Source organism: Streptomyces sp. NPDC059373 (genome assembly GCF_042751495.1).
GTDB lineage: Bacteria > Actinomycetota > Actinomycetes > Streptomycetales > Streptomycetaceae > Actinacidiphila.
Map to the genome: position 1 here is coordinate 55,549 of NZ_JBHYXC010000034.1, position 21,456 is coordinate 77,004.

The 21,456-nt window shown below is 71.6% G+C and carries 18 protein-coding genes; 3 read left to right on the forward strand and 15 right to left on the reverse strand.

The window, feature by feature from the left end:
* Positions 1-112: 112 nt before the first annotated feature.
* The 4 genes from infB to rimP all read right to left on the reverse strand — a co-directional run bounded on the left by infB (position 113) and on the right by rimP (position 5,331).
* Entirely contained in the window at positions 113-3,286 is a 3,174-nt protein-coding gene (gene infB, locus ACFXJ5_RS31950; protein WP_384638825.1) for a translation initiation factor IF-2, read from the reverse strand.
* 157 nt (positions 3,287-3,443) lie between these two features.
* On the reverse strand, positions 3,444-3,722 hold the full coding sequence (locus tag ACFXJ5_RS31955) for a YlxR family protein (protein WP_384638828.1): 279 nt from the start codon (positions 3,720-3,722) through the stop codon (positions 3,444-3,446).
* An 80-nt stretch (positions 3,723-3,802) separates the two neighbouring features.
* A complete protein-coding gene (gene nusA / locus ACFXJ5_RS31960) occupies positions 3,803-4,789 on the reverse strand; it encodes a transcription termination factor NusA (protein WP_127355989.1) in 987 nt (328 codons plus the stop codon).
* A 2-nt stretch (positions 4,790-4,791) separates the two neighbouring features.
* Complete coding sequence (gene rimP, locus ACFXJ5_RS31965; protein ID WP_384638832.1) at positions 4,792-5,331, reverse strand: ribosome maturation factor RimP; 540 nt, start codon at positions 5,329-5,331, stop codon at positions 4,792-4,794.
* A 350-nt stretch (positions 5,332-5,681) separates the two neighbouring features.
* Here rimP and ACFXJ5_RS31970 point away from each other — a divergent pair, with 350 nt between their 5' ends.
* Genes ACFXJ5_RS31970 through ACFXJ5_RS31980 form a run of 3 tightly spaced genes read left to right on the forward strand, consistent with a single transcriptional unit; the run spans position 5,682 to position 7,647 of the window.
* Complete coding sequence (locus ACFXJ5_RS31970) at positions 5,682-6,215, forward strand: hypothetical protein (protein ID WP_384638835.1); 534 nt, start codon at positions 5,682-5,684, stop codon at positions 6,213-6,215.
* Between the two features lie 7 nt (positions 6,216-6,222).
* Positions 6,223-6,696, forward strand: coding sequence for a ferritin-like domain-containing protein (locus ACFXJ5_RS31975; protein WP_384638837.1), 474 nt, complete (start codon positions 6,223-6,225; stop codon positions 6,694-6,696).
* A gap of 30 nt (positions 6,697-6,726) precedes the next feature.
* Positions 6,727-7,647, forward strand: coding sequence for an aminoglycoside phosphotransferase family protein (locus ACFXJ5_RS31980; protein WP_384638840.1), 921 nt, complete (start codon positions 6,727-6,729; stop codon positions 7,645-7,647).
* A 609-nt stretch (positions 7,648-8,256) separates the two neighbouring features.
* On the opposite strand, the gene ACFXJ5_RS31985 is transcribed toward ACFXJ5_RS31980, so the two are convergent.
* The 11 genes from ACFXJ5_RS31985 to ACFXJ5_RS32035 all read right to left on the reverse strand — a co-directional run bounded on the left by ACFXJ5_RS31985 (position 8,257) and on the right by ACFXJ5_RS32035 (position 21,254).
* Entirely contained in the window at positions 8,257-9,945 is a 1,689-nt protein-coding gene (locus tag ACFXJ5_RS31985) for a proline--tRNA ligase (RefSeq protein WP_384638843.1), read from the reverse strand.
* 48 nt (positions 9,946-9,993) lie between these two features.
* Positions 9,994-10,527, reverse strand: a complete 534-nt coding sequence (locus ACFXJ5_RS31990; protein WP_384638846.1) for a GNAT family N-acetyltransferase — start codon at positions 10,525-10,527, stop codon at positions 9,994-9,996.
* A gap of 14 nt (positions 10,528-10,541) precedes the next feature.
* Entirely contained in the window at positions 10,542-11,387 is an 846-nt protein-coding gene (locus ACFXJ5_RS31995; protein ID WP_384638848.1) for a GNAT family N-acetyltransferase, read from the reverse strand.
* Positions 11,388-11,518: 131 nt separating this feature from the next.
* Positions 11,519-12,673 (reverse strand): flavodoxin-dependent (E)-4-hydroxy-3-methylbut-2-enyl-diphosphate synthase, encoded by a 1,155-nt coding sequence (gene ispG, locus ACFXJ5_RS32000; protein WP_384638851.1) that lies wholly within the window; start codon positions 12,671-12,673, stop codon positions 11,519-11,521.
* 99 nt (positions 12,674-12,772) lie between these two features.
* Positions 12,773-14,098 (reverse strand): M50 family metallopeptidase, encoded by a 1,326-nt coding sequence (locus ACFXJ5_RS32005; protein ID WP_384638854.1) that lies wholly within the window; start codon positions 14,096-14,098, stop codon positions 12,773-12,775.
* The gene (dxr, locus tag ACFXJ5_RS32010; RefSeq protein ID WP_384638857.1) at positions 14,095-15,357 is read right to left on the reverse strand and encodes a 1-deoxy-D-xylulose-5-phosphate reductoisomerase; all 1,263 of its coding nucleotides are present in this window, start codon (positions 15,355-15,357) and stop codon (positions 14,095-14,097) included. The genes ACFXJ5_RS32005 and dxr overlap by 4 nt, the downstream gene beginning before the upstream one ends.
* Positions 15,358-15,398: 41 nt before the next feature.
* The gene (locus tag ACFXJ5_RS32015) at positions 15,399-15,650 is read right to left on the reverse strand and encodes a hypothetical protein (RefSeq protein ID WP_384638860.1); all 252 of its coding nucleotides are present in this window, start codon (positions 15,648-15,650) and stop codon (positions 15,399-15,401) included.
* Complete coding sequence (locus ACFXJ5_RS32020) at positions 15,643-16,017, reverse strand: hypothetical protein (protein WP_384638862.1); 375 nt, start codon at positions 16,015-16,017, stop codon at positions 15,643-15,645. Before ACFXJ5_RS32020 ends, ACFXJ5_RS32015 begins: the two co-directional genes overlap by 8 nt.
* 69 nt (positions 16,018-16,086) lie before the next feature.
* Positions 16,087-18,018: an acyl-CoA dehydrogenase family protein gene (locus ACFXJ5_RS32025; RefSeq protein ID WP_384638865.1), complete on the reverse strand. Its 1,932-nt coding sequence runs from the start codon at positions 18,016-18,018 to the stop codon at positions 16,087-16,089.
* Positions 18,019-18,163: 145 nt separating this feature from the next.
* On the reverse strand, positions 18,164-19,612 hold the full coding sequence (locus tag ACFXJ5_RS32030; RefSeq protein WP_384638867.1) for an aldehyde dehydrogenase family protein: 1,449 nt from the start codon (positions 19,610-19,612) through the stop codon (positions 18,164-18,166).
* Between the two features lie 106 nt (positions 19,613-19,718).
* Positions 19,719-21,254 carry a PucR family transcriptional regulator gene (locus ACFXJ5_RS32035; protein WP_384638870.1) on the reverse strand — a complete coding sequence of 512 codons (1,536 nt, stop codon included), beginning with the start codon at positions 21,252-21,254 and terminating at the stop codon, positions 19,719-19,721.
* Between the last annotated feature and the right edge of the window lie 202 nt (positions 21,255-21,456).

The following is a 21,456-nucleotide window of genomic DNA, read 5'->3' on the forward strand; positions in this document are numbered from 1 at the left end:
TGAGGCCTCGTTGTGAACAGCATGAACAGTCATCACAACAGTACGGGCAACGGCCGGGGCCGATCGACGGAATTTACTCCGCCGACCGGCCCCGGTCGCGTCTACCGCTGGATCAGCCTCGCGGCTTCTCGCGCATCTCGTACGTCGCGATGACGTCGTCGATCTTGATGTCGTTGAAGTTGCCGAGGTTGATACCGCCCTCGTAACCCTCACGAATCTCGGTGACGTCGTCCTTGAAGCGACGCAGACCCTCGATGTTGAGGTTCTCGGCGACGACCTTGCCGTCACGGACGAGGCGCGCCTTGGTGTTGCGCTTGACCTCGCCGGAACGGATGAGGACACCGGCGATGTTGCCGAGCTTGCTGGACCGGAAGATCTCGCGGATCTCCGCGGTACCGAGCTCGACCTCCTCGTACTCCGGCTTGAGCATGCCCTTCAGGGCCGCCTCGATCTCCTCGATGGCCTGGTAGATCACCGAGTAGTAGCGGACGTCGACACCCTCGCGCTCGGCCATCTGTGTGGCGCGGCCTTCGGCCCGCACGTTGAAGCCCATCACGATGGCGTCGGAACCCGCCGCCAGGTTGATGTCGGACTCGGTGACCGCACCCACACCGCGGTGCAGGACCCGGATGTCCACCTCTTCGCCGACGTCGAGCTGGAGCAGCGAGGACTCGAGAGCCTCGACCGAACCGGACGCGTCGCCCTTGATGATGAGGTTGAGCTGCTGCATCTCGCCGGCCTTGAGGGCCTTGTCCAGGTCCTCCAGGGAGATGCGGACACCCTTGCGGGCGAACGCGGCGTTCCGCTCGCGGGCGGCCCGCTTCTCGGCGATCTGCCGGGCCGTACGGTCCTCGTCGACGACCAGGAAGTTGTCGCCGGCGCCGGGGACGTTGGTGAGTCCCAGGACCATGACGGGGGTCGACGGACCCGCTTCTTCCAGGTTGTTGCCGTTGTCGTCGAGCATCGCGCGGACACGGCCGTACGCGTCGCCGACGACCATGGTGTCGCCGACCCGCAGGGTGCCGCGCTGGACGAGCACGGTGGCCACGGCGCCACGGCCGCGGTCGAGGTGGGCCTCGATCGCGATGCCCTGCGCGTCCTGGTGCGGGTTGGCACGCAGGTCGAGCGAGGCGTCCGCGGTGAGGACCACGGCCTCCAGCAGGCTGTCGATGTGCAGTCCCTGCTTGGCGGAGATGTCGACGAACATGGTGTCGCCGCCGTACTCCTCGGCCACCAGACCGAACTCGGTCAGCTGACCGCGCACCTTCGTCGGGTCCGCGCCCTCGACGTCGATCTTGTTGACCGCGACCACGATCGGCACACCGGCCGCCTTGGCGTGGTTCAGCGCCTCGATCGTCTGGGGCATGACGCCGTCGTTCGCCGCCACCACGAGGATCGCGATGTCGGTGGACTTGGCACCACGGGCACGCATGGCGGTGAACGCCTCGTGACCGGGGGTGTCGATGAAGGTGATGCGACGCTCTTCGTCGTTGACCGTCGCGGCCACCTGGTACGCACCGATGTGCTGGGTGATGCCACCGGCCTCGCCCGCGACCACGTTGGTCTTGCGGATCGCGTCGAGGAGGCGGGTCTTACCGTGGTCGACGTGACCCATGACGGTCACGACCGGCGGACGCGCGGTGAGCTCTTCCTCGCCGCCCTCGTCCTCGCCGAACTCGATGTCGAAGGACTCGAGAAGCTCGCGGTCCTCCTCCTCCGGGCTGACGATCTGCAGGACGTAGTTCATCTCGTCGGCCAGCAGCTGCAGCGTCTCGTCGGAGACGGACTGCGTCGCGGTGACCATCTCACCGAGGTTGAGCATCACCTGGACGAGCGACGCCGGGTTGGCGCCGATCTTCTCGGCGAAGTCGGTGAGCGAGGCACCACGGGAGAGGCGCACGGCCTCGCCATTGCCACGGGGCAGCAGCACGCCGCCCACGGACGGGGCCTGCATGGCCTCGTACTCCTGGCGCCGCTGACGCTTGCTCTTACGGCCACGGGCCGGACGACCGCCCGGGCCACGACCGAACGCACCCTGCGTGCCACCACGGGCACCCGGGCCGCCGGGACGGCCGCCGAAGCCACCGGGACGAGGACCGAAGCCGCCGCCACCACCGGGGGCGCCGCCACCCGGACGGGGACCGCCGAAGCCGCCGCCGCCACCGGGACGACCACCGCCGCCACCGCCACCGCCGGGACGACCGGCGAAGCCGCCGCCACCGCCACCGGGACGACCGCCACCGCCACCGCCGCCACCGGGACGCGCGCCCGGACCGCCGGGACGGCCGCCGGGGCCGCCGCCAGGACGACCGGGGGCACCGCCGGCAGCGGGGCTCTTCGGCATCATGCCCGGGTTGGGACGCGGGCCGGAAGACTGCGGGCGAGGCATGCCACCGGGGGCCGGACGAGCACCGCCGGGACCGCCCTGGGGACGCGGAGCGCCACCGGGACCGCCGGGGCCGCCGTGGCCACCGGGACGAGGAGCACCCTGGCCGCCGGGGCGGGGGCCACGGTCACCGCGGTCACCGGGACCGCCCGGAGCACCACCCGGACGCGGCGCCTGCGGGCGCGGCATACCGGTGGAGCCGGAGGTGAAGGGGTTGTTGCCCGGACGGGGACCCGCCGGACGGGCGCCACCGGGACGCGCTGCACCCTGACCGCCGGGGCGGGGGGCACGCTCGCCGGGACGGCCGCCGTCGCGACGGTCGCCGCCCTGCTGGCCACCCTGGGCCGGACGCGCGGGGCGCGGGCCGGGGGTCGCGCCGGAGCGCGGGCCGGACGGAGCGGACGGGCCGGACGGAGCCGCCGGCTGCGCCGGGGCCGGGGCGGAGAACTCCGCCTGCGGCACCGGGGTGACCGGGGCGGCCTTGGCCGGAGCGGCCGGAGCCTCCGGTGCGGCGGGAGCCGCCGGGGCCGGCTTCGGGCCGGGGCGCGGGCCGGGGGCCGGCGCCGAACCCGCGGGCTTGGAACCAGCCACGGGCGTTACGGGAGAGGGACCCGCGGCCGGCTTGGCGGCCGGGACGGCGGGACGAACCGGCGCACCCGGAGTGGGCGCACCCGGCCTCGCGGGCGCAGCCTTGCGCGGCGCCGCGGGCTTCGCACCGGGCTTCCCGGCGGAACCGCCGCCGGGGCCCTGCAATGCGTCAGTCAACTTGCGGACAACCGGCGCCTCGATCGTCGAGGACGCCGAACGGACGAATTCGCCAAGTTCTTGGAGCTTGGCCATGACGACCTTGCTCTCAACTCCGAACTCCTTGGCGAGTTCGTATACCCGGACCTTAGCCACTTCGCTCCTTCTGAGGTCCGGGGTGGTCGTCCGCCGGACCGTCGCTACTTCATGGGCGTACTCATCGCGTGCTCATCGAGTGCTCATCGCAATCTCGACCTACTTCCAACTCGCGGGGGTACCTGACCGCACGGTGTCCCGTGCGTTCCTTGCTTGCTTACGGTGTTGCCTGCTCGACGTGCCGACGCAAGTCGGCGGTATCGAGCGTTCCCTGCACCCGAAGGGCCCGGGGAAACGCCCGGCGGCGGACCGCCAGGTCGAGACAGATGGTGGCGGGGTGCACATAAGCACCCCGACCGGGCAGCGTACCGCGATCATCCGGGACGAGTTCGTCCCCGACCACCACCACACGCAGCAGATCCTTCTTGGCCGCTCGTTCCCGGCAACCGATGCACGTACGCTCCGGGCATGCTGGGCCGTGCGTCCGGCCAGACACCTTTAAGTCTACCTCCCCGCGCCGACCTCACCCCTCCGGGTTATTCGACGCACGGTCGTTCGATCGTTACTGTCCGGAAATCACTCGGCGGGCTGCTCGGTGTCCGGACGGATGTCGATCCGCCAGCCGGTGAGCCGCGCGGCCAGGCGGGCGTTCTGCCCTTCCTTGCCGATCGCCAGCGACAGCTGGTAGTCCGGCACGGTCACCCGGGCCGACCTCGCGCCGAGGTCCACGACCTCGACCTTGCTCACCCGTGCGGGTGACAGCGCGTTCGCGACCATCTCCGCCGGGTCGTCCGACCAGTCCACGATGTCGATCTTCTCACCGTGCAGCTCCGCCATCACCGCGCGCACCCGGGCGCCCATCGGGCCGATGCACGCGCCCTTGGCGTTCAGCCCCGAGCGGGTCGAGCGGACCGCGATCTTGGTGCGGTGACCGGCCTCGCGGGCGATCGCCGAGATCTCCACCGATCCGTCGGCGATCTCCGGCACCTCGAGCGCGAAGAGCTTCTTGACCAGGTTCGGGTGCGTACGGGACAGCGTCACCGACGGTCCGCGCACGCCCTTGGCGACCCGGACGACGTACGAGCGCAGCCGGATGCCGTGCTTGTAGTCCTCGCCCGGCACCTGCTCCTGGACCGGCAGGATCGCCTCCAGCTTGCCGATGTCGACCAGCACGTTCTTGGGGTCCTTGCCCTGCTGGACGATGCCGGTGACGATGTCGCCCTCGCGGCCGGCGAACTCGCCGAAAGTGATCTCGTCCTCGGCGTCCCGCAGGCGCTGGAGGATCACCTGCTTGGCGGTGGTCGCCGCGATCCGCCCGAAGCCGGTCGGGGTGTCGTCGAACTCGCGCGGCTCCTCGCCCTCGGCGACCTCGGACGGGTCCTCCTTGGCCCAGACGGTCACGTGGCCGTTCGTACGGTCAAGCTCCACACGGGCGTTGCGGTGGCTGTGCGGCTCCCGGTGGTACGCGATGAGGAGAGCCGATTCGATCGCCCCGACCAGCAGGTCGAACGAGATCTCCTTCTCCCGTACCAGACCCCGCAGGGCACTCATGTCGATGTCCACGGCTACGCCTCCTCAGTGTTCTCGTCGCGGTCGGTTTCGGCGTCGGCCGTATCCGCTGCGCCGTCTTCCTTGCGGTTGAACTCGATCTCGATGCGCGCCTTTGCGATCTCGCCGAAGGCGAGGCGGGCGGGCTTGGGCTTGCGTCCCTTGACGCCGGGGACTTCGAGGTCGAGTCCCTCGTCGTCCACCTCGATGATCCGTGCGACGGTGTCGCCCCCGGCGGTCAGCATGAACTTGACCAGCCGACCGGTGTTGCGGCGGAAGTGCCGCGGCTCGGTGAGGGGGCGGTCCAGGCCCGGGGAGCTGACCTCCAGCAGGTACTCGCCGTTGCCCATGGCATCGGACGCGTCCAGCGCCTGCGAGATCTCCCGGCTCAGCTCCGCGACCGCGTCGAGCTGTACGCCCTCGTCGGAATCCACCACGACCTGCAGCTGCCGGCGCTTGCCGGCCTGCGTCACCTTGACCTCTTCCAGATCCAGTCCCGCCTTGGTGACGAGCGGCTCCAGCAGCCCGCGCAGCCTCTCGCTCTGGGTGGTGCTCATCCGGGTGACTCCTCGGCCGCGTGTGCTGTTGTGGTGGTAGGTCGCGTGTCGGCCCAAAGCCTATCGGTTCCGGCACCGCGATCGCGATTCGGGCCGCCCCGCCTGCCCCCTCCTGTCCTGCGCCGACCGCCGTGCCAGGGGCACCGCCGGAACTCTGCGGCGCACCGCCGGAGCCCCTCCCTCCGCGCGTCCCCCCCTGCCTCGCACCCCTCGCATCGCTCCGCGAGCCTCGGGAGCGCCGCGCCGGCCTCCGACCGCCGTGCCAGGGGTACCACCGGGACTCTGCCACGCACCGCCGGAGCCCCTCCCTCCGCGCGTTGCTCAGGGCTGCCCGGGTACCCTCACCTTTGATGATCACGGGAAAGAATCAGGCGGCGCCGCGCAGGCGTGCTGTGCTGGCCGCGTCGGCTCTGCCGGCGGTGAGTGCGCTGCTCGGCGGTTGTTCGAACGACGACTCGGCGCGGAGGTCGGCCACGTCGCTCAAGGCCTCGCCGTCCGCGTCGCCCGGGGCGGTGCTGCAGGCGGCGGCAGGCCGCGACAGCGCGGGGCTGATGGCCGAGTACGACGCCGTCATCACCGCGTATCCCGCGCTGGCGGGCCGTCTGGCGCCGCTGCGGGCCGAGGTCGCGCGGCACGCGAAGGCCTTCGGGGCAACGGAGTCGGCCACGCAGTCACCCTCGGCGTCACCCTCGTCCTCGGCGTCGGCGTCGCCTGTGGCGCCGGGTACCGAGGATGCCGCCCTGGCGGCTCTCGCGTCGGCGGAGAAGTCGCTGGCGGACGCCCGTACCGGGGCGCTGCTCGACGCCCCGCCGGAGCTGGCGCGGCTGCTGGCCTCGGTCGCCGCGGCCGGGTCCTGTCACGTGCTGCTGCTCAAGGAAGGCTGACCCCCGCATGGCACTCACGCCGCTCAGGGCCGTCCAGGCTGCTCTGGCCGCCGAGCACGCCGCCGTCTACGGCTACGGCGTGGTCGGCGCCCGGGTCTCCTCCGGCCGGGCGGTCGAGGCCCGTACGGCGTACGACGCCCACCGCGCCCGGCGCGACACACTGCGCCGCACCATCACCGACCTCGGCGGCACCCCGGTCGCGGCGGAGCCGGCGTACGCGCTGCCCTTCCCGGTGCCGGACTCGGCGGCGGCCATACGGCTCGCGGCCGAGCTGGAGGACCGGGTCGCCGCGGTCTACGCCGACCTGGTCCGGGCCGCCACCGCCGACCTTCGCGCCGAGGCCGCCGGCTGGCTGCGCGAGGCCGCCGTACGGGCGGTTCGCTGGCGCGGCGAGAGCGTAGCCTTCCCGGGGCTGGCCGAACGGGCGGCGGGCACGGCGGACGCATCCCCCTCGGCGTCCTCCGCTGCCACCGCCCTGTAGACCCGGACCTGACGGAGGGACAGACCGACGATGACGCACCTTCAGCCGCTTCAGCCGCCGGAACGGCTGGTCCGTACGATCAACGCCTGGGAGGGCGACGCCGGCCGCGCCTGGCTCGACACCCTCCCCGGACGCGTCGCGGACTACCTGGAGCGGTGGGAATTGCGGCCGGAGCGCGTCTTCACGCCGGGTGGCCAGATCAGCATGATCGTGCTCGTACGCCGGGCCGACGACACCCCGGCGGTCCTCAAGGCCGGCCTGGTCACCGTCGAGACCCGCAACGAAGCCGCCGCGCTGGCCCACTGGGACGGCCGCGGCGCGGTCCGACTGCTCGACGCCGACCCGGCGGAAGGCATGCTGCTGCTCGAACGCCTCCAGGGCGACGTCTCCCTGCGGTCCCTCCCCGAGTCCAAGGCCATGCTCGAGGCGTCCGCCATCCTGCAGCGGCTGTGGGTACCCGCTGCCGACGGTCACCCCTTCACGTCGGTCGCCGACTACACGGCCGGGCTCGCCGCGACCCTGCGCGAACGGCGCGAGCAGCCCTGGGCGGCGGACATCGCCCACCTCATCGACAACGCCCTGGACACCCGGGAGCGACTGCTGGCGGAGCCCTCGGTCGACGTCCTGCTCCACGGCGACTACCACCACGGCAACGTGCTCGCCGCCGACCGCGCCCACTGGCTCGCCATCGACCCCAAGCCGCTCGTCGGCGACCCCGCCTACGACCTCGCCTGGCTCACCCGCGACCGCCTCGACACCCTCGCCGCCGCCCCCGGCGCCGAGTCCGCGGCCCGGCGCCGCATCACCAAGCTCGCGGACTCCCTCGACCTCGACCGGGACCGCCTCCGCGGCTGGACCCTCTTCCGCGCGGTCGAAGCCGGCACCTGGGGTCTCTCCGTCGGCGACCGCGACTGGGCCGAGCTCCTCCTGGAATTCGCCGCCTGGCTCTGATTTTTCGACGCCGCCCTCGCACCGCTCGGCGCCGGAGCGCCTCCCGGGCTTCGGGACGGCTGCGCCGGGCCCATTCCTTTACGCCGCCCTCGCACCGCTCGGCCCAGGGGCCTCCCGGGCTTCGGGACGGCTGCGCCGGACTCTCCCCCAGACTCCGTCTGGGAGGTGCCCCCCTCCGCCGTGCCGGGGCTGCCGCTTCGGGTGCGCCTGGTTCGGCGGAGCTCCCCCACCCCGCCCCTTCCCGAAACCAGAGGGCCAGCCCCCTGGACCCCCGAACGCCCTCCGGGCGTGTCCTCAAACGCCGGACGGGCTGAATTTGCCCATCCGGGTTGTGGGTAGGCCGTCCGCCTGAGGCGGAACGGGCTGGCACAACCCGGCCACACACCGGCAGGCGCCAACGCGACCCCAGCCACCCACCCAGCAGAGGCGTCGCCGGCACCCCGGCCGACGGACGGAGTCCGGCGCAGCCGGGCGAAGCCCGAGAGGCCCCCCCGGGGCCGAACGGTGCGAGCACGGCGTGAAGGATCGGGCCCGGCGCAGCCGGGCGAAGCCCGAGAGGCCCCCCGGGGCCGAACGGTGCGAGGACGGCGGGAAGGATCGGGCCCCGGGTCAGGAGCTGAGGCGGGCGAGGGCGTCGTCGACGGGGAGTTCTTCGCGGGTGCCGGTGCGGCGGTCCTTGAGCTCGACGATGCCCTCGGCGGCGCGGCGGCCGACGACGAGGATGGTGGGAACGCCGATGAGCTCGGAGTCGGTGAACTTGACGCCCGGGGAGACGCCGGGGCGGTCGTCGACGAGGACGCGGACGCCGGCGGCGTGAAGCTTTTCGGCGAGTTCGAGGGCGAGCTCGGTCTGGACGGCCTTGCCCGCGGCGACCACGTGGACGTCGGCGGGGGCGACCTCGCGGGGCCAGCAGAGGCCCTGGTCGTCGGCGGTCTGCTCGGCGAGGGCGGCGACGGCGCGGGAGACGCCGATGCCGTACGACCCCATGGTCACCCGCACGGGCTTGCCGTTCTGGCCGAGGACGTCGAGCTCGAAGGCGTCGGCGTACTTGCGGCCGAGCTGGAAGATGTGGCCGACCTCGATGGCCCGGTCGAGCCGGAGGCCTGTGCCGCAGGCGGGGCAGGGGTCGCCGGGCTGGACGGTGACGACGTCGAGGTAGCGGTCGACGTCGAAGTCACGGCCGACGACGACGTTGCGGGCGTGCTTGCCCGGAACGTTGGCGCCGGTGATCCAGGCGGTGCCGGGGGCGATGCGGGGGTCGGCGATGTAGGGGACGCCGGACAGCCCCTGGGGGCCGACGTAGCCGCGCACCAGGTCGGGGCGCCCGGTGAAGTCGTCGGCGGTGACCAGTTCGACGACGGCCGGGGCGAGGTGTTCGGCGAGCTTGCCGAGGTCGACCTCGCGGTCGCCGGGGACTCCGATGGCGGTGATCTCGCCGTCGACCTTCACCAGCAGGTTCTTCAGGGTCGCGGAGGCCGGCACGCCCAGGTGCGCGGCGAGCGTCTCGATGGTCGGGGTGTCGGGGGTGTCCAGCTCCTCGACCGGCCCGTGTGCGGAACCGTCGACCGGCACCAGCGCGGTGGTCACCGCCTCCGTGTTGGCGGCGAAGTCGCATGCCGGGCAGTCGGCGAAGGTGTCCTCCCCCGCCGCGGCCGGGGCGAGGAACTCCTCGGACGCGGAGCCGCCCATCGCGCCGGAGACGGCGGAGCAGATCCGGTAGTCGAAGCCGAGCCGCTGGAAGATGCGGATGTACGCCTCGCGGTGCAGGCGGTAGGACTCGGCCAGGCCTTCGTCCGTGGTGTCGAAGGAGTACGAGTCCTTCATCTGGAACTCGCGGCCGCGCAGCACACCCGAGCGCGGCCGGGCCTCGTCCCGGAACTTGGTCTGGATCTGGTAGAGGATCACCGGCAGGTCCTTGTAGGACGTGCACTGGTCCTTGACCGTCTGCGTGAAGATCTCCTCGTGCGTCGGCCCGAGCAGATAGTCCGCGCCCTTGCGGTCCTTGAGGCGGAAGAGCAGGTCGCCGTACTCCGACCACCGGCCCGTCGCCTCGTACGGCTCGCGCGGCAGCAGCGCGGGGAGGAGGACTTCCTGGCCGCCGATGGCGTCCATCTCCTCGCGGATGACGCGGGAGACGTTCTCCAGGACCCTCTTGCCGAGCGGCAGCCAGGTCCACATCCCCGCGGAGGTGCGGCGGACGTACCCGGCGCGGACCAGGAGCTTGTGGCTCGCGGTCTCGGCGTCGGCCGGGTCGTCGCGCAGCGTCTTGAGCATCAGACGGGACATGCGCAGGACCATGGTGGACTCCAGGGAGGTGGTGACGCGGGTTCTGCCCGAGGATATCGGCTACCGGAGCAGCGGAAGCACGGCGCCCATCACGGCGTACGGGCTCGCGGCGCTCGGGAAGTGCACGGGGCGGGCCAGGTCCACGTAGCCGAGGGCGCGGTAGAGGCGGCGGGCGCGGCTCTCGACGTCGATGGCGGAGAGGATGCTGCGCGGTTCGGCGGCGGTGTCGGTGATCGTCGTGATGAGCTCGCGGCCCAGGCCACGGCCCTGAAAGCGGGGGTGGACGTGCAGCTCGGTGATGGTGAAGGAGTCGTCGAGCCAGTCGTCGTGGCCGGTCTGCCGCATGTAGGGCTCGACGACGGTCGACCACCAGTGGCCGCGGCTGTTGGGCATCCCGTAGACGAAGCCGACCATCCGGTCGCCGGGCGCGGTGGCGGCCAATGCGCGCACGCCGGGGTACTGGAGGTGCCGCAGCACGATCTGCCGGCGGATGGCGATCTCGTCGTCGGCGAGTCCGAAGGCCACGGCCTGTACGGCCAGCGCGTCGTCGACCCGCGCAGCGAGATCGACCGGCTCGATCACCACGTCATCCATGGGCGGGGACACTACTAGAACAGCACGCTCATGAAAGCGCCGACCTCGGTGAAACCGACCCGGCGGTAGGCGGCACGGGCCGGGGCGTTGTAGTCGTTGACGTACAGGCTGGCGACGGGGGAAACGTCGCGGAGCGCGTAGTGCAGTACGGCGGACATCCCGGTCTCGGAGAGGCCGCGGCCGCGGTGCTCGGGGGCGACCCAGACTCCCTGGATCTGGCAGGCGTGCCGGGTGACCGCACCGATCTCGGCCTTGAAGACCACCCGGCCGTTCTCTATGCGGGCGAACGACCGCCCTGTGGTGACGAGTTCGGCGACGCGGGCCTGGTAGAGCAGTCCGCCGTCGCCGGCGAGCGGGGAGACGCCGACCTCTTCGGTGAACATGGCGACGCAGGCCGGCATGATCAGGTCGATCTCGTCCCGCCGTACCCGGCGCACGAGCGGGTCGGGGGCGATCTCGGCGGGCAGGGCCCGGGTGACCATCAGCGGTTGCCGGGTCCGGACCTCGCGGGCGGGGCCCCAGCTGCGTTCCAGCAGCGACCACAGCTCGGCGGTCGGCTCGGCCGGTCCCACGATGGACGAGCAGCGGCGGCCCGTACGGCGGGCCCGTTCGGCGAACGCGCGGATCGCCTCGGGCCCGGCGCAGATCGGGACGAGGTTCGCCCCGGCGTAACAGAGCGAGGTCAGCCGGCCTCCTGCGTACCAGCCCCACATCTCGCCGCCCAGCCGCCAGGGGTCGAGCCCAGCTACGTTGACGCGCGAGGCGACGAAGGCGTTGGCGACCGGGTCGCGGTTGAGCACCTCAAGAGCGGCTTCGAGATCGCCGGGCTCCAGGACTCTTGTGGTGGTCGTCGTCAACACGGTTGGGCGCCTCACCGTACGGCCGCAGCGGCATGGGTCCCCGCACGATACCTCGCCGGGGCCGATCCTTCACGCTGTCCGCGAGGCCGGGGTTACCGTACGCGCCCCGGCCGGAGGCTGATAACCGCCGTTCAGCTGATACTGACGGAGGGCTCGCCGGAGGTGATGCCGTCGGCTTCCATCTGCTCGGCGATCTTCATGGCCTCTTCGATGAGGGTCTCGACGATCTTCGACTCGGGCACCGTCTTGATGACCTCGCCCTTGACGAAGATCTGCCCCTTGCCATTGCCTGAGGCGACGCCGAGGTCGGCCTCGCGGGCCTCGCCGGGACCGTTGACGACGCAGCCCATGACCGCGACGCGCAGCGGCACCTCCATGCCCTCCAGGCCTGCCGTGACCTGGTCGGCGAGCTTGTAGACGTCGACCTGGGCCCGCCCGCAGGACGGGCAGGAGACGATCTCCAGCCGGCGCTGCCGCAGATTCAGCGACTCCAGGATCTGAATGCCGACCTTGACCTCCTCCGCCGGAGGCGCGGACAGCGAGACGCGGATCGTGTCACCGATCCCCTCGCTCAGCAGCGCCCCGAAGGCCACCGCCGACTTGATCGTGCCCTGGAAGGCCGGGCCGGCCTCGGTCACGCCGAGGTGCAGCGGGTAGTCGCACTGGGCGGCGAGCTGCCGGTAGGCGTTGACCATCACGACCGGGTCGTTGTGCTTGACCGAGATCTTGATGTCCCGGAAGCCGTGCTCCTCGAACAGCGAGCACTCCCACAGCGCCGACTCCACCAGCGCCTCGGGCGTGGCCTTGCCGTACTTCTCCAGGAGGCGCTTGTCGAGCGATCCGGCGTTGACGCCGATCCGGATCGGGGTGCCGCTCTCGGAGGCCGCTCGCGCGATCTCCTTCACGTTGCCGTCGAACTGCCGGATGTTGCCCGGGTTGACCCGGACCGCCGCGCATCCGGCGTCGATCGCCGCGAAGACGTACTTCGGCTGGAAATGGATGTCCGCGATCACCGGGATCTGCGACTTCCTGGCGATGGTCGCGAGGGCGTCGGCGTCGTCCTGCGAGGGGCAGGCGACCCGTACGATCTGGCAGCCGGAGGCGGTGAGCTCGGCGATCTGCTGCAGGGTGGCGCCGATGTCCGCGGTCACGGTCGTCGTCATCGACTGCACTGACACAGGAGCGTCGCCGCCCACTGCCACCGATCCGACCTGGATCTTGCGGCTCGGGCGGCGGTCGGCGAGCTTGGTCGGAACGGACGGGATCCCGAGCGAAATCGCGGTCATGTGCGTGCTGTCCCCAAAGTGTGGATCGAGGTCCCGGCGGCGTGGGCGGGCTCCGCTTACCGAGATTACGGCACCCGGCCCGCCCACCTCGCCTCGCACCTAGGTCAAACGCACCGGATTGATGAGATCCGCGGCCATGACCAGCGCCGTGAAGCAGATGAAAATACCGGCGACGACGTAAGCGACCGGCATCAGCTTGGCCACGTCGAAGGGGCCGGGGTCGGGCCGCCGGAAGACCCGGGCGACGTTGCGGCGCAGGGACTCCCACAGGGCGCCGGCGATATGCCCGCCGTCGAGCGGGAGCAGCGGGAGCATGTTGAAGAGGAAGAGCGAGAGGTTGATCCCGGCGAGGAGGCTGAGGAAGAAGGCGATCCGCTGGGTGGCCGGGATGTTGAGGGCGAAGACGTCGCCGCCGATGCGGGCGGCGCCGATCATGCCGACCGGGGAGTCCTGCTTGCGCGGGGCGCCGTTGAAGACGGAGTTCCACAGGTCCGGCACCTTGGACGGCAGGGCGACGAGCGACTGGACGCCGCTCTGGGCCATGTCGCCCATCCGCGCGACCGACTGGGTGAAGTCCAGCCGTACGACGCCGCTGGCGGGGGTGAAGCCGAGGAATCCGGCCGTGACGTACTGGCCTTCGGAGTAGCCGCCGTTGCCGTCGGTCTTGGTGACCTTGTTCTTGATGAGGTCGGCGTGCAGGGTGACCGTCTTCCCGTTCCGGAGGACGGTGATGGTGGCCGGGCCCGTGGTGTCGCGGATCTCCTTCTGGAGGACGGACCACTGGCTGGAGTCGACCGAGGTGCCGTTGAAGGCGATGATCCGGTCACCGGCCTTGAGCCCGGCCTTCTTGGCCGGCGACTCGGGGTACTTGCTGCTGGTGCAGGGGTCCTTGGCCTTGAGCGCGGCGGAGTCGGACTGCGAGATGACACAGTCCGAGACGGCGCCGACCGTCGTGGTCTGGGTGGTGCTGCCGAAGCCCATCAGCACCAGCAGGAAGAGCACGAAGGCCAGGATCAGGTTCATGAACGGGCCGGCGAACATGACGATGACGCGCTTCCACGGCTTGCGCGTGTAGAACAGCCGGGTCTCGTCGCCGGGCTTGACCTCTTCGTACGAGGCCTCGCGGGCGTCCTCGATCATGCTGCGCCAGGGCGACGTGGAGCGGGCCGTGATCCGGCCGTCGTCGCCGGGCGGGAACATGCCGATCATGCGGATGTAGCCGCCGAGCGGGACGGCCTTGAAGCCGTACTCGGTCTCGCCCTTGTGCCGGGACCAGATGGTGGGGCCGAAGCCGACCATGTACTGCGGCACGCGGATCTTGAAGAGCTTGGCGGTCGAGAGGTGGCCCAGCTCGTGCCAGGCGATCGAGATGAGAAGTCCGAAGAAGAAGACGACTATCCCGATGGCCCACATGAGGGTCGTCATACGCGCGCTGCCTCCGTAGTCGCCTGCTCTGCCAGTTCCCGTGCACGGATCCTGGCCCACTGCTCCGCATTGAGGACGTCCTCGACGGTGAGTGAAGTTCCCGTGACCCCGGTGATCGACGGTTCGTGCTCCTTCACCACCTGTGCGACGGTATCCACGATCCCGGTGAACGGCAGCCTGCCCGCGAGGAAGGCGTCGACGCACTCCTCGTTGGCAGCGTTGAACACCGCGGGCGCGGTGCCCCCGAGGTTACCGACATGACGGGCCAGCGCCACCGAGGGGAACGCCTCCTCGTCGAGCGGGAAGAAGGTCCAGGTCGCTGCCTTGGTCCAGTCGCAGCCCGGCGCGGCGTCCGGCACCCGCTCGGGCCAGCCGAGGCCGAGGGCGATCGGCATCCGCATGTCCGGGGGGCCGGCCTGGGCCAGTGTCGAACCGTCAGTGAATTCCACCATCGAGTGGATATACGACTGCGGATGGACTACGACCTCAATCCTGTCGAAGGGAATGTCGTAGAGCAGGTGCGCCTCGATCACTTCGAGGCCCTTGTTGACGAGCGTCGCCGAGTTGATGGTCACGACCGGGCCCATGTCCCAGGTCGGGTGCGCGAGGGCCTGCTCGGGGGTGACGCCGGCCAGCTCCTCCTTCGTACGTCCCCGGAAGGGGCCGCCGGAGGCGGTGACGACGAGCTTGCGGACCTCGGCCCGCGTGCCGCCCATCAGGGCCTGGAAGAGTGCCGAGTGCTCGGAGTCGACCGGCACGATCTGCCCGGGCTTCGCGACCGCCTTGACCAGCGGGCCGCCGACGATCAGCGACTCCTTGTTGGCCAGGACCAGGATCCGGCCGGCCTCCAGGGCGGCCAGCGTGGGCCGCAGGCCGATGGAGCCGGTGATGCCGTTGAGCACCGAGTGGCACTCCATGGCCGCCACCTCGGTCGCCGCGTCGGGCCCGGCCAGCATCCTCGGCAGCGGCTCCTTTCCGTACCGTACGGCCAGTGCCTCGCGCAGCGGGCCCGCGGCCTGCTCGCCGGCCACCGCGACGGCCTGTACGCCCAGCTGGTGGGCCTGCTCGGCGAGCAGCGCGACCCGGCCGCCGGCCGCCGAGAGGGCCACCACGCGAAAGCGGTCCGGGTTGCGGAGCACAACGTCGATAGCCTGGGTGCCGATCGACCCGGTCGAGCCGAGGATCACTATGTCCCGGGGGGCGCCGGTCGTGGTCTGACCGGGCAGGCGCAGATGTGGGTCGGCGAGAGAGTCGTCCATCCCACCATTGTGGCCGCTCCCGGTGCCGTCGGGCGCCGGGGTCAGCCGTACCAGCTCACCTGGACGATGACGATGCGCTCGCCGCGCACATCGGTCAGGTAGGTCAGCATGAGCTGTCCTCGGCTTTCGCTGCGAAGGCCCGGCGAGCGGCCCGTGTACGAGGCGCCGTCCAGGAAGACCATCGAGTCGCGCACGGCGATCTCAGTGGCGAGCTGATCCACCTCGCGGAGAGCTTCGGGCGGCAGCCCGTCCAGCAGGTCGTCCGGATCGTACTCCCCATGCCAGTCAGCCACCGGCGACCTCGCGATGCGCGGCCCGGACAATATCGCCGGCCTCGCGGATCGCTTTCGCTCTGACATCCGGATCGTCGCTGTCCAGCGCGTGTTCCGCCGCGTGCAGCCGCTGCGCGGTGGCCGGGTTCCGTTCAATCGCCACGACGGCGCCCCACCGTTCGTAGAACATGCGGATGGGTACGACGCTGCCGTCGTCACCGGCCTGGACAAAGGCCTTCTGCATCTCCTCGAAGAACTCCGGCAAGCGCGACGGCACGACGGTGGCAATGGCCTGGCGCAGCGCGGGCAGCGTGAGCTCGGGCATCGGAATGATCGGCCCGTCGTGCTGCGGCTGCCCGCCGGTCGTTCCGTCACTGGCGATACGCATGCGGTCAGAGTAGCCCGCCCCCGACCGCCGGTCGGGGGCGAAAGCGACATCTTCACCGCATGCGCCTGTTCACCGGATAGGTCGGTGGACGTTCTCCGCCTTGGAGGGGCCCGGGGTGGCGTCGGCGATCCAGGGGCCATCACCGGAGGGGTCGACGATGCCCTGTTCGAGCCAGGTGTAGGCGCCGCCGAGGACGCCGTCGACGACGCGGCGGTCGATGTCGTCGGTGTTGCTCCACAGCCGTCCGAAGAGCTCCTCGACGCGGACCCGGGACTGGCGGCAGAAGGCGTCGGCGAGCTGGTGCGCGGCGCGGCCGTTCTCGTCGCCCTGGGAGCGGAGCATCTCGGCCCGTACGCAGGCGGCGCTCATGGCGAACAGCTCGGCGCCGATGTCGACGATCCGGCCGAGGAAGCCCTGCTTGGTCTCCATCCGGCCCTGCCAGCGGGACATGGCGTAGAAGGTGGAGCGGGCGAGCTTGCGGGCGCTGCGCTCCACATAGCGCAGGTGTCCGGCCAGGTCACCGAACTCGGCGTAAGCGGTGGGGAGTTGACCGGGGCCCGCGACGAGCTTGGGGAGCCAGCGGGCGTAGAAGCCGCCGGCCTTGGCGCCGGCCTTGGCCTTGTCGCCGAGGGACTTGTCCGGGTCGATGAGGTCGCCGGCGACCGAGAGGTGGGCGTCGACGGCCTCGCGGGCGATCAGCAGGTGCATGATCTCGGTCGAGCCCTCGAAGATGCGGTTGATGCGCAGGTCGCGCAGCACCTGCTCGGCGGGGACGGCGCGTTCGCCGCGGGCGGCGAGCGACTCGGCGGTCTCGAAGCCCCGGCCGCCGCGGATCTGGACCAGCTCGTCCGCCATGAGCCAGCCCATCTCGGAACCGTAGAGCTTGGCGAGGGCGGCCTCGATGCGGATGTCGTTGCGGTTCTCGTCGGCCATCTGGGAGGAGAGGTCGACCACGGCTTCGAGGGCGAAGGTGGTCGCGGCGATGAAGGCGATCTTCGAGCCGACGGCCTCGTGCTTGGCGATCGGCTTGCCCCACTGCTCGCGTACGGCGGACCACTCGCGGGCGATCTTCAGGCACCACTTGCCCGCGCCGACACACATCGCCGGCAGCGACAGGCGGCCGGTGTTGAGGGTGGTGAGGGCGATCTTCAGGCCCGCGCCCTCAGGGCCGATGCGGTTCTCGGCGGGGACCCGGACCTCGTGGAAGCGGGTGACGCCGTTCTCCAGGCCGCGCAGGCCCATGAAGGCGTTGCGGTTCTCGACGGTGACGCCCTCGGCGTTGGTCTCGACGACGAAGGCCGTGATGCCGCCCTTGTGGCCCTCTGACTTGGGCACGCGGGCCATGACGACCAGGAGGTCGGCGACCACGCCGTTGGTCGTCCAGAGCTTCACGCCGTCCAGGACGTACTCCGTGCCGTCCTCGGTGGGGACGGCACTGGTGGCCAGCCGGGCCGGGTCGGAGCCGACGTCGGGCTCGGTGAGCAGGAAGGCGGTGATGTCCGTGCGCGCGCAGCGCGGCAGGAACTTCTCCTTCTGCTCCGCGGTACCGAACATTTTCAGCGGCTGCGGTACGCCGATCGACTGATGCGCGGAGAGCAGGGCGCCGAGCGCCGGGTTGGCGGAGCCGACGAGGGCCAGGGCCTTGTTGTAGTACACCTGGGTGAGGCCCAGGCCGCCGTACTTGGTGTCGATCTTCATCCCGAGGGCGCCGAGTTCCTTGAGGCCGTCGATGACCTCGTCGGGGATCCGTGCCTCGCGCTCGATGCGGGCGGAGTCGATCGTCTCGCAGAAGTCGCTGAGCTTGGCCAGGAACTCCTCGCCGCGCTGCACGTCGTCGGCGGCGGGCAGGGGATGGGGGTGGATCAGGTCGAGCCGGAAGCGGCCCAGGAACAGTTCCTTGGCGAAGCTGGGCTTGCGCCAGTCCTGCTCACGGGCGGCCTCGGCGACCTGGCGCGCTTCGCGCTCCGAGACCTGGCGGGGGGCGGGTGCGGGTGCGGACATGGGGGAGGCCACCTCTCCGGTTACCGGGCGGTGCTACTTGTCCGTATGTACCCCATATCCGGCATGCCCGCCAGCTTTCGCACACAGGAAAAAGCGCGGCCGGGGCGCGCCGCACACGCGCCCCGGCCGCTGGAAGGGGTGGTTCTCAGAGAGCGAGGCCGGTCAGGACCAGCACCCGCTCGTAGGTGTAGTCGTCCATCGCGTACTTCACGCCCTCGCGGCCGATGCCGGAGTCCTTGACGCCGCCGTACGGCATCTGGTCGGCGCGGTAGGACGGGGCGTCGCCGATGATGACGCCGCCCACCTCCAGGGCGCGGTGGGCGTGGAAGGCGATCTGCAGGTCGTGGGTGAAGACACCGCTCTGCAGGCCGAAGCGGGAGTCGTTGACGGCCGCGAAGGCCTCGTCCGTGCCGTCCACCTTCTGCAGGGACAGCACCGGGCCGAAGACCTCCTCGGTGGCCACGATCGCGTCGGCCGGGATCTCGGCGAGGACGGTGGGCGCGTACGTCGCACCCTCGCGGCTGCCGCCGGTGAGGAGCTTGGCGCCCTTGGCGACCGCGTCCTCGACCCAGGACGCCACGCGCTTGGCGGCGTTCTCGTCGACCAGCGGACCGACGTCGGTGGCGTCGTCGGACGGGTCACCGGTGACCTGGGCCTCGACCTTGGCGACGATCTTCTCGGCGAGGCGGTCGTAGACGCTCGCGTCGGCGATCACGCGCTGGACCGAGATGCAGGACTGGCCGCCCTGGTAGTTGGCGAAGGTGGCGATCCGGGTGGCCGCCCACTCCAGGTCCTCCTCGGAGGACCAGTCGGCGAGGACGACGGCGGCCGCGTTGCCGCCCAGTTCCAGGGTGACGTGCTTGCGCGGCACCGAGTCCAGGATCTGGTAGCCGACCTTGTCCGAGCCGGTGAAGGAGATCACCGGCAGGCGCTTGTCCTGCACCAGCGCGGGCATCTGGTCGTTCGGGACGGTCAGCACGCTCCAGGCACCGGCGGGCAGGCCATCGGTCTCCGCCAGGATCTCGCCCAGGACGAGGGCGGACAGCGGGGTCGCCGGAGCCGGCTTGAGGATGATGGGCGCGCCCACCGCGATCGCCGGGGCGACCTTGTGGGCGACCAGGTTCAGCGGGAAGTTGAACGGCGCGATCCCGAGCACGCTGCCGCGCGGGAACCGCCGGGTCAGCGCGAGGCGGCCGACGCCGCCCGCGTCGGTGTCCAGTCGCTGCGCCTCACCGCTGTTGAAGCGCCGGGCCTCCTCCGACGCCCACCGGAAGACGGAGACCGCGCGGCCGACCTCGCCACGCGCCCACTTCACCGGCTTGCCGTTCTCGGCGCTGATGAGCTGGGCGATCTCCTCGCTCCGCTCGGTCAGCCGCCTGGCGACGTGGTCCAGCGCGGCACTGCGTACGTGCGCCGGAGTCGCCGCGAACGCGGCCTCGGCGGCGTGGGCGGCGGCGACGGCCTCCTCCACCTGCTCGGCGGTGGGCACGCTGACGGTGCCGACGACGCGGCCGTCCCAGGCGTTGGTGACGTCGAAGCTGTCCTCGCCAGTGGCCTGGCGGCCGGCGAGCCAGAAGGCGGTGGGGGTGCTCATGCGAACACGGTAGGGCGGGGCGGGCATTGTGGGGCTTGTCCAGTACGGAGTACGTGCGGTGCGCCGTGCTCCGTTTTGGCAGGGGGCTTCGGCGGGGGTGCGCCGGTCAGTCCGAGGCCTTGAGGGCCAGCCAGAGCTCCATCCGTACGTCCGGGTCGTCCAGCGAGCGGCCCAGGATCTCCTCCACGCGCCGCATGCGGTAGCGGAGGGTGTGGCGGTGCACGCCGAGGTCGGCAGCGGCGGCGTCCCACTGGCCGTGCCGGGACAGCCAGGCCTGGAGCGAGGCGACGAGGTCACCGCGGGCATGGGCGTCGTGCTCGCGCAGGGGGCGCAGCAGGCCGTCGGCGAAGGCGTGCACGGCGTCGTCGCTGAGGAGCGGGAGAACGGACCCGGCACCGACCTCGTCGTGCTCGACCAGGCTGCGGCCCCGACGGCGGGCGACTGCCAGGGCTCGTTCGGCCTGGGCGTGGGCGGCCGGCACGTCCCCGGAGCCGGGCGCCGTGGCGGAGAGGCCAGCGACCAGCGCGTCGTCGGCCTCGGCGAAGTCCGCGGCAGCGGGCAGCACGGCGCCGGCCTCCGCGGCGAGCACGGTCAGGCGGTCGCCGTCGCGGACGGCCAGCACCGGCTCGGCGGCGCGGGCGGCCGCCGCGTCGACGCGTTCGGCGAGGACGGTGACCGCTTCGGAGCCCGCCTCGGCGGATTCGGCGACCAGGATCCTCACGGGGGCGTCCAGCAGGTCCCCGTACAGGCGGCCGGCGACCGTACGGGCGTGCGCCGCCTCACCGGCGAGCAGCATGCGCAACAGCGCCGCGCCGAGCCGCTGTTCGGTGTCCTGCAGTACGCGCGACTGCTCCAGGGAGAGCGTGAGCAGGGCGACGGCCGCGTGCACGATATAGCGCGCCGAGGTGTCGAGGCGCTCCTCGGTCCCCACCGCGAGATACCCGCGCGGACGGCGGCCCGTCCCCAGCGACTGCAGCTCGACCCGGTCCTCCGTGCCCGCCGGGCCCGCCACCGCCGCGCTGGCCGGCGCCGGCTTGTCACGCAGCCGGTCGATCTCCCCGGCGAGCCGTGCCGCCCGCCGCCCCGCCCACTCCGGCGCCGCCGCCAGCACCGCGCCGGAGGCGTCGTACAGTGCCGCCCAGCCGTCGAGGTGCGCGGCGAGCCTGCCGAGCAGCGCGGTCGTCCCCTCCGGGGCGAGCGCGGCCTTCGTCAGATCGCGCTGCGCCTCGAGCCCCGCGGTCACCGCCCGGTACTGGTCCGCCGCGATCGCCGCCGACACCGCCTTGCTGATCGCGATGAACGGCGTCCGGCGCGGCACCTCCAGCAGTGGCAGGCGGTGCTCGGCCGCCGCCTCGACCAGCGCCTGCGGCACGGCCTCATGCGTCAGCCCGACCCCGAAGCCGAGGCCCACCACGCCGGCGTCCGCGAGCCGCCGCACGTACGCCTTGAGCGCCGCCGGGTCGCCGACCTCCAGCTTCAACCCGGTCGTCAGCAGCAGCTCCCCGCCCTCGAGATACGGTCCCGGGTCGTCCAGCTCGCTGGTGTGCACCCACCGCACCGGGGCATCCAGCCGGTCGCCTCCGGCGAGCACGGTGAGCTTCAGCGGGGTGCTGCGCAGCAGCGACGCGAGAGTAGGGGGCACGGCGTTTTCTCCAGGCTGGAGTGCGACTCACTCCGATTCTGCCTCACCGTACAGCCGCCCGTGCCTCTCCCTTCCCCACCCCGCTCCCTTCCCGAAACCAGGGGGCAAGCCCCCTGGACCCCCGAACGCCCTCCGGGCGTGTCCTCAAACGCCGGACGGGCTGAATTCACGGCCGACCGGGTTGTGGGTAGGCCGTCCGCCA

Coding starts and splice junctions, on each gene's coding strand:
- rimP (WP_384638832.1), bottom strand. CDS start 5,331: ATGAGCACCACCCAGAGCGAGAGGCTGCGCGGGCTGCTGGAGCCGCTC.
- ACFXJ5_RS31970 (WP_384638835.1), top strand. CDS start 5,682: ATGATCACGGGAAAGAATCAGGCGGCGCCGCGCAGGCGTGCTGTGCTG.
- ACFXJ5_RS31975 (WP_384638837.1), top strand. CDS start 6,223: ATGGCACTCACGCCGCTCAGGGCCGTCCAGGCTGCTCTGGCCGCCGAG.
- ACFXJ5_RS31980 (WP_384638840.1), top strand. CDS start 6,727: ATGACGCACCTTCAGCCGCTTCAGCCGCCGGAACGGCTGGTCCGTACG.
- ACFXJ5_RS31985 (WP_384638843.1), bottom strand. CDS start 9,945: ATGGTCCTGCGCATGTCCCGTCTGATGCTCAAGACGCTGCGCGACGAC.
- ACFXJ5_RS31990 (WP_384638846.1), bottom strand. CDS start 10,527: ATGGATGACGTGGTGATCGAGCCGGTCGATCTCGCTGCGCGGGTCGAC.
- ispG (WP_384638851.1), bottom strand. CDS start 12,673: ATGACCGCGATTTCGCTCGGGATCCCGTCCGTTCCGACCAAGCTCGCC.
- ACFXJ5_RS32005 (WP_384638854.1), bottom strand. CDS start 14,098: ATGACGACCCTCATGTGGGCCATCGGGATAGTCGTCTTCTTCTTCGGA.
- dxr (WP_384638857.1), bottom strand. CDS start 15,357: ATGGACGACTCTCTCGCCGACCCACATCTGCGCCTGCCCGGTCAGACC.
- ACFXJ5_RS32020 (WP_384638862.1), bottom strand. CDS start 16,017: ATGCGTATCGCCAGTGACGGAACGACCGGCGGGCAGCCGCAGCACGAC.
- ACFXJ5_RS32025 (WP_384638865.1), bottom strand. CDS start 18,018: ATGTCCGCACCCGCACCCGCCCCCCGCCAGGTCTCGGAGCGCGAAGCG.
- ACFXJ5_RS32030 (WP_384638867.1), bottom strand. CDS start 19,612: ATGAGCACCCCCACCGCCTTCTGGCTCGCCGGCCGCCAGGCCACTGGC.